The organism is Acetobacterium sp. (assembly GCF_041752335.1).
In the GTDB taxonomy this organism is placed as follows: domain Bacteria; phylum Bacillota; class Clostridia; order Eubacteriales; family Eubacteriaceae; genus Acetobacterium.
The window spans coordinates 71,539-79,435 of the sequence record NZ_JBGSHG010000088.1 but is presented as its reverse complement, the minus strand read 5'-3'; the positions used below and the strand labels follow the sequence as shown (position 1 = coordinate 79,435).

The following is a 7,897-nucleotide window of genomic DNA, read 5'->3' as shown; positions in this document are numbered from 1 at the left end:
GGTTTCCAGTTCGATATCATCATCTACAGATGCACAGACATCAATATAATCTACGCCGGCTTCGGTTTGAATCTTGGCCAGATTTTTGATAAACTCGCCATCTTTTGCGGCGATTGCTTTCGCTGTGGAAGGAATCGCACCGTTAATTTTTTCTCCGATAATAATCATTTTACTCTTACCTCCTGGTAATCTTTATTTACTCAGTCTCTTCAACTGATTTCAAACTAATTGCAACTACTCAATTTTACGATACTTTAATGCGGTATCGACTCTGTCATGAGATATTGGGTTTGAAAATCAAACATTCATACAAGCACAAAGCACAGCTTTATTGATAAACACTGAGAAACAGCTTGTTCATCAGACATTTTTAAGGGTTTTTCGTAAATCTATGGCTCATCCTAAATTGTCACTGTCTTTACATTAACAATTATACATGCATAGTATAGCACCGCTGAAAAGGAACGTCAATGCTTTTTTAAATGCATTTAATTTTACTTTTTAATATGAACCAAGACGTAAAAATCACCATTGTATATTGGTTCTGAACCTGATTTTTCAATGGCTAAAAACATCGCTACCAGGGAGATGACCGCCTGGTCATTTTCCTGGGTGAAAGTCGCCTCTGCGGCCGACATTGAGTCTTTGATGATCTGATAATCGCCCCCCGGGGATGTATCAAAGTGATCAAAAACCTCTTTCATATCAATCCGCATCAACTCTGACCCGGTTTTATCGGAGAGGACCAACATCCCTGATACGGCTGTTTTATCTCTTGTAAGCGTGTAAGTTTTTCCGTTGTTTTCAAATTCTGTTATAACGGAATCCAGTTTTTCGTTATCAATATAGAAATTCGCCACTACAAAGGTCTCGTAATCAGAAATATCAATGGGTGACTGCTGATCCAGATTTAAATAAATAGAATCCTGACGGTATGCGTTTTCCTCGTAACGATAAAACCCAAAGATATCGAAGAAATCCTCGTAAACATCAAAATCCTCACCCAGATAGGAAATCTCTTGGGTGTATTCCATCATGGCCAGGTAATTGACTGAGTCGGAGATAATCTTCTTGTCCGCCTCAGATACCGAAGGATTGGGAATGGTCGTATTATTTTCCAGCATCTTGTTCTCAATCAGAGTATCAGTGAGGCGTCCAACCTGACTAGCTCGGCTGATGGTAAAAGCATCCCCTGGTGGAATAATGGAAAACAGCGAAAAACCGATCAGTAAGGCTGCGATGATCCCATTTTTTCGCACCGGTATAAAACACATCAGGATGCCGGAAGCAGCGGCAAAGATACCAAAAATAATCACATAGTAGCGGCCGTGGGTCACCCCGGTTTCCTGGATCCGCAACACCGAGGCGACAATCTGAAACAATACAATGGGGACCAGCACTTTGGGAAAGATTTTCCTGAACCATTCAGCAAATTTGTTTTCCAGGCTGCAAGCCAGAATATAAATCAGTATAACCGCAATAGCAAAACTTACCAACATCGGTTCCAGGCGGTTATCGGTCCAGAAATCACCGGTGATGTTTCTGGCGATATAAATTATTAAAATCACCGTATACACCGTCACCAGAGGAATGACAATATAGGAGATGAGCACCTCCAGAAATTTTGGGCACAGGCTGGATCGTTCAACTTTTTCGCGATTATGTTCTAATTGTTCAGAGGTCCTATTTTTATCCGCGACTCCGGAATAAACAGGAATCAACGAGAGAAAGTAAATAGGTGCAAACAACATCCCCACAATATTTAAGGTATGCAGATAAGCTTTGTCAGACACTCTGAAAAGCAGCAGATCAATGGCGGTGAGAATCAGAGTGATCCCAATAAACAACACGCCTGAAAAAAGTAGGGAATTGAAGAAAGCTTTGAAGGCTGCCATAAAGCTCTGATTGAAAGTGACTTTGCTTTTTATCACCGGAACCCAGATAAATGTAATCAGCAGCGCAAACAGAGCCACCGAAGTGCGAATCCAGGTCTCCATACTGGTGCTGTTGTATTGTCGAACTATCAGAAAATAACCCAGGGTCAGAACCAGACACAAAGCCATTCCACCGATCCGATAAGAAGTCTTGTCAGAAAATCGCTCCCCGGCCGCCTGGAGAGCAAACCCCAAAAAAGCACCAACCAGAAAGGTCAGTAAATATTTGCTATAATCGACATCCTGATGAATAGCCATGGCGTTTACCACTGCTGCCGCCGTCAGAAAAGCTACAGTAAGCGGATAACGGGAAAAGGCCTCAACCAGTCCGCTTAATTTTTCTTTGATCTTGTCAATTAATTTCATCATCGCTCCTTTTTGCCGGGTTTAAATCGATATTCAGTAAAATTTCCAAATCCTGGGCCGGCACCGGTTTACTGTAAAGATAGCCCTGGGCCCGATCTCCTTTAAAGGCCAGGATCGCTTCAAACTGATCCTTAGTTTCGATCCCTTCGGCGATGACGATCAGGTTCATACGATGAGCAATTTCAATGGTAGCCTTAATCACCACTTCCTCAAAACTTCCCGGCCTCATATCTTGAACAAATTGTTTGTCAATTTTTAAATGATCAATGGGTAATTTATGCAAATAATTAAGGGATGAATAACCTGTACCGAAATCATCTAAAGAGAATTTAATTCCGTGATTTTTAATCTTGTTAATAATTGATAAGGTATTTCCCAGGTTTTCCATAGCAATACTTTCAGTGATTTCAATATCCAGAAGTTCCGGACGCATCCCGGTTTTATCCAGTATTTCAAAAATCACTTCAATGATATCCTTCTGATTGATTTGCTTAGCCGAAAAATTGACGGCCATGGCCAAATTTTCGTAGCCCGCCTTTTCCCAGGCCACGCTTTGTTCACATGCTGCCATCAGAATCTGTTCACCAAGCGGAACAATCAGGCCTGATTCTTCAGCCAGGCCGATAAATTCAAATGGCAGTAATAATCCCCGCGTTGGATGCTGCCATCTGACCAACGCTTCCACGCCGCAGATCAAACCGGTTGCAAAATCTACCTGAGGCTGGTAATACAGTACAAACTCCCGGTTTGCGATTCCCCGTCGGATTTCATATTGAAGTTCAATTTTTCTTACCATCATTTCGTTGGTGCTATGATCAAAGAATCTGAACTGATCTTTTCCCTGTTCCTTGGCATGGTACATGGCCGAATCTGCATTCATCAACAGCTTATTGATATCCGTGCCATCCTCTGGAAACATGGTAATCCCGATGCTGCAGGTAATATTAAACTCGAAGCCCTCGATATTCCAGGGCTTGCTGATAATGCCCATAATCTCATTGGCCAGTTTGCTTGCTTCCATCATCGTGCAGTCTTTATCAATAACCACCAGTTCATCCCCGCCAATTCTGGCGATGGTATCGCAGCGAATGGCCTCAACCAATTCCCTGGCGATGTTTACCAGCACATGATCACCAATGGTATGTCCCTTGGTATCGTTGATTGCTTTGAAATTATCCAAATCGATATAGAGCAAAGCGCCACTTTTATCTGCCCGCTCCGGTTCGGCAAACAATTGATCGGATTGTTCAAAAAGCATGGCACGATTGGGCAATCCGGTTAACACATCATAGTAGGCCAGTCGTTGAATAGCTTCTTCGGCGTTAATGCGATCGGTAATATCAGTATAAAAACCGGAAACCCGAATCAGCTCATTGTTGTGATCGAGGATTCCCTTGCCCCGGCAGAAGAGCCAACGGGTTTCTCCCTTGCTGCCAATTACCCTGAATTCTATCTGCGCGAAATTTGTTTCATTTCGATAAAAACCCTGGAGATAATTCTCAAAATGGGATTGATCCTGGGAATGGATATAACATTTCCAGGCTTCAAGACTTATACTGCTTTGTTCCAATACGCCGATCATCTGTAAGCCCCGTTGGGAAACATAGAATTCGTTGCTCTGTAAATCCCAGTCCCAGATGGCGTCATTAGAACCCTCCACGGCATACCGGTAACGTTCTTCAGAAATACGCAGAGCCTCTTCCTGTTTTTCCAGTTTTTTATAATTTTCAGTTAATTTACTCCGGGATTCCTGAATATCATCGAACAATTTGTTAATGCGATCAGCCAGATTCTTTACTTCATGACTGTCTTTCACCTGGATCCTGATTTTTGTATCACCTTCAGAAAATCTTTTAACTCCAACTGCAATCTCATCAATCGATTCGGAAAGATTTCTGGATAAAAACAGGATCATCACCACAATGATTATACTGATGATTATGGTTCGGATAAAACCCAGAAAGGTGGCAAAGAAAATCGCCTGGGTTAAATAATAGTTAGTAAAGACCAACTTTATTTCACCGATTTTCTGATCATATTTATAAATTTCCTGAGTAAATGCCGGAAACAGATGCTTGCTTTGATAGGGTTCTGAATCCTTGCTGGTTTCAAAAACTACCTGATTCTCCGCGTCCACCATTGTGATGGCCGCTACCTCCTGATAGCTTGCCAATGTTTCGCCAATTTTGTTAAGACTCACATCGTTATATGTCCAAAAGGCTTCTTCAGTTGCATCGGCTGTCATGGTTAAAATACGCTCTGCCTCATGATTCAGATCGTCAGTCATTTGATTCTTTTGTGTCACCACATCAATAAAAGTCAACACTATCAGTGCCGCAAACACAGTCAGAATAATTGGCAGCAGTAAAGCAGTACTTAGTTTTTTCGTTTTAAACACCTTCATCAAAAACCCTCCGGCTGGTTTGAATTAAGTCCATTTTCGATTAAAATGCGATCAATGGTACCATTGTTTTTCAGCGTCTGCAATGCAGCATTGAATTTTTCCCGATACGACTGCGAATTGGGGTAATCTTTTGAAATGATTAGATAGTAATCATGCTGGGAAGCCGTGTTGGGAAGTGTGGCAAAAGCATCAATCTCTTCGGGAAAAAGCCGGGTAATGGCTTCATCAGCCACCCGTTGATCTTCAATCAAAAAGTCAATTCTTCCAGCATGGAGCATTTTTATCAGCGCATCGACATCATTGGCCCACTCGACCTTGACGCCACTGTTCTCAATGGTCGCTTTATCGCCATACCAATAGTCATTGGCACCGCCAAAGGTGAAGCTACTAAAATCGCTGATTTTAGAAAAACCAACCCCTTCCCGGGCCAGTTTCTCATTGGATTTTAGATAATAAAATTTGTGGGGGCTTTGAATAACAGCATCCGAATAATCGTAAACTTGGGCCATTTCATTTATATAGCCATAGGGAAATGAAGCCCAGGCTTCGCCGTTCTTAACCATCTCTGATGCTCTGGCCCAGGGATAAAACCTTACTTCACTTTCCAGTCCGCCTTCTCTTAAAACAGCCTCAACGATCTGAGTGAATGCCCCATAACCTACCACCGTTTCGGATGTATAGGGGGCGTATTCACCGGTGACGATGATAATCTTATCACCTGCCTGGTTTTCGTTGCTTGCTGTGCTTTCTATCCGGGAATTTGTTAAATCCGCAGGATCCTGCTCATTTTTTGCTGTCGTACATCCACCCAGACTGATTACTCCCAATAACAAAAAAATAATGATTAACCTGGCCTTTTGAAATTTATTATTTATCATGGTCATTCTCCTATGTCTTCAGTTATTACCTGAATTGAATCCCAACGGTGATTGCTATATAGTAGCGGCACGCACATTTGTCACATTTTAAAAGCATTGGCTATTTTCTTATTATACCCTTTTCATCCAGTTATAAATGTAAAATTTCGGACAACTCCTATTAAACCTCGATATGTTTATCTTCAACTCATTTTCAGTTAACAACCAAAAACAGACCAGCTTACACTGGTCTGTTCAACTTAGTTATCTTTAACTGGTTTTTGCCACGATCGCTTAAATCACTTTTCGATAAATGGGTTAACGGTCGATCCTGGAGCAGTACTGCCCTTGGGCACAATCTCAATGCGGATGCTTTCCAGACGATAGCCAAAACCAGCGGTTCCTGCTTGCTGACCATTGCTGGCCCAGCCCATCCAACCAACGTTCTGAGCATGCACCTGATAATAAACATCGAAAAGATCGGCGTCAGTACCAGTTAATTCGATGGCGATAGCTTCGAGTCGCAGGGATTTCCCTGCGGTTCCGCTTAAAGCGCCATCAGCGACAAAATTCTGCCAGCCGACGTTCTGGACATGAGTTTTATATTTCACCCCAAGGTCATAGTTTTGGGTAATGGTATTGATCTCAATTGCTTCCAGCCGCAGGGATTTCCCTACGGTTCCGCTGACCGCGCCATCAGCAACCAGACTTTGCCAGCCCGTATTTTGCACATGGGTTCGATATTCAATGGCTGGTGCCGCTTTATCTTTCACCACATAATTAACAATAGATTCTTTTAATGTATTGCCTTTTCCGTCCAGCACCTGCACCGACAGGGTATAGATTCCCGCCTCGATTGGCGTAAAGGCTGCCGTAGCAGCACTGCTATAATCCTGGATAGTCGTGATTTGGCCATTTAATTCATAATAAAACCCGTAAGTGTAATCCCCTTCACCGCCGCTGGCCGCGGCACTCAGGGTAAGCAAGGTGCCCAGGGTTTGTCCCGTTGGTTTATCAACCGTAAAGGTGTCGATAGTTAATGGATTGCTGGGTGTAACCCTGGCCATGGCCGCATCCAGCTGAATCATGCCGTAGCCATAGTAGTCATCTCTGCCAGCAGCGCCAAAATCCAGTGCTGTTTCTTTAAGCAGGGTTTCCACCTGGGTACTGGTCATCGTATGATCCGCTGCCATTAAAACCGCACAGGCTCCGGCGGTGATGGGACTTGAAAAAGAAGTGCCCGAAGCTTCTTCATAGGTGCCGTCATGATTAGTTGAGAATACCTTATAGCCAGGAGCACACAAATCAACCAGACTGTTATGTTGAGAAAAATAGGCAATTTTATTGGTGTTGTCAGTGGCGCCCACTGAGATGACACCATTATAGGAGGCCGGAACCGCCAGTTCGCCGCTGTAATTGGCGTTACTGCCTTCATTTCCCGCCGCCGCCACCAGCACCTTACCGGCATTGGTGGCATTTTCGACAGCCGTTCGCAAAGCCGCCGAAACCATATAGCCGCCAAAACTCATATTGATGACTTTTACATCTGGACGTGCTGCCGCATCATACAAGGCAGCGCAAATATAACCCACATCGAGATTCTTATCACCATCAAACCCGCCACCAACTCGATAGGGGGCAACCTTGATGTTCGCGGCACCAGTGATTCCGGCAATACCGATGCCATTATTGGCCACCGCTGCCACACAGCCCGCAACCAGTGTACCATGACCCGATAAATCTACCATGTCGGTGGTGCCATCAACATAGTCATATCCGTGTACCACATTATCGGCAATGTCAGGATGTAGGGTATTGAGACCCGTATCAATAACGGCCACCACCACCGTTTCTGAATTATTGACCTTGTTCCAGGTCTCATCGGTACCAATCCGTTCAAACTGCCAGGCTTTGGATATATCTGGATCATTTGGTAACGCGGAAGTCTGAATATAGCTGTTTTTTTCCGCCACCAGAACATTGGGGTTCTGGGATAACTGGGCGACGAGGGCATCCGGATCAGCAGAATCGACAACTTCGATGATATCCACCTGATCACTTAATGTTTCGCCGCCCTTAATGTCCTGGCTGGTTAGAGCAAGACTCCCAATCCTGGCCTGATCCTTATAAATAACGATGATCTGGTTATTAATATTTGAATTGTCGTCAAGATCTGAGACTTCATCCAGACTTTGAATGACCATCGACTGACCTTCTGCCATCACCCCCAGCGGACAGGAACTTCCAATTAAAACCATTGCCAACAGGAAGACGATTGCCTTCTTAAATTTCATAGCTATTACCTCTTGCGCTTTCTGTTTTTTTTACCAGGTGAT

At 43.6% G+C, this 7,897-nt stretch carries 4 protein-coding genes and 1 pseudogene; all 5 read right to left on the bottom strand.

Annotated features, from left to right (window positions below; all coding sequences use genetic code 11):
* Window positions 1-168: pseudogene (locus ACEW8F_RS11460) on the bottom strand (methyltetrahydrofolate cobalamin methyltransferase); the annotation flags it as partial.
* 326 nt (window positions 169-494) lie between these two features.
* Window positions 495-2,303, bottom strand: a complete 1,809-nt coding sequence (locus ACEW8F_RS11455) for a DUF4153 domain-containing protein (protein ID WP_373483602.1) — start codon at window positions 2,301-2,303, stop codon at window positions 495-497.
* The gene (locus ACEW8F_RS11450) at window positions 2,287-4,704 is read right to left on the bottom strand and encodes an EAL domain-containing protein (RefSeq protein WP_373483601.1); all 2,418 of its coding nucleotides are present in this window, start codon (window positions 4,702-4,704) and stop codon (window positions 2,287-2,289) included. The genes ACEW8F_RS11455 and ACEW8F_RS11450 overlap by 17 nt, the downstream gene beginning before the upstream one ends.
* Window positions 4,704-5,582 carry a substrate-binding periplasmic protein gene (locus ACEW8F_RS11445; protein ID WP_373483600.1) on the bottom strand — a complete coding sequence of 293 codons (879 nt, stop codon included), beginning with the start codon at window positions 5,580-5,582 and terminating at the stop codon, window positions 4,704-4,706. Before ACEW8F_RS11445 ends, ACEW8F_RS11450 begins: the two co-directional genes overlap by 1 nt.
* A gap of 278 nt (window positions 5,583-5,860) precedes the next feature.
* Entirely contained in the window at window positions 5,861-7,855 is a 1,995-nt protein-coding gene (locus tag ACEW8F_RS11440; RefSeq protein ID WP_373483599.1) for a S8 family serine peptidase, read from the bottom strand.
* Window positions 7,856-7,897: the final 42 nt, after the last annotated feature.

What these genes read in the sequence shown, in the direction of transcription:
- ACEW8F_RS11445 (WP_373483600.1), bottom strand. Translation starts at nt 5,582, where the DNA reads ATGATAAATAATAAATTTCAAAAGGCCAGGTTAATCATTATTTTTTTG.
- ACEW8F_RS11450 (WP_373483601.1), bottom strand. Translation starts at nt 4,704, where the DNA reads ATGAAGGTGTTTAAAACGAAAAAACTAAGTACTGCTTTACTGCTGCCA.
- ACEW8F_RS11455 (WP_373483602.1), bottom strand. Translation starts at nt 2,303, where the DNA reads ATGATGAAATTAATTGACAAGATCAAAGAAAAATTAAGCGGACTGGTT.
- ACEW8F_RS11440 (WP_373483599.1), bottom strand. Translation starts at nt 7,855, where the DNA reads ATGAAATTTAAGAAGGCAATCGTCTTCCTGTTGGCAATGGTTTTAATT.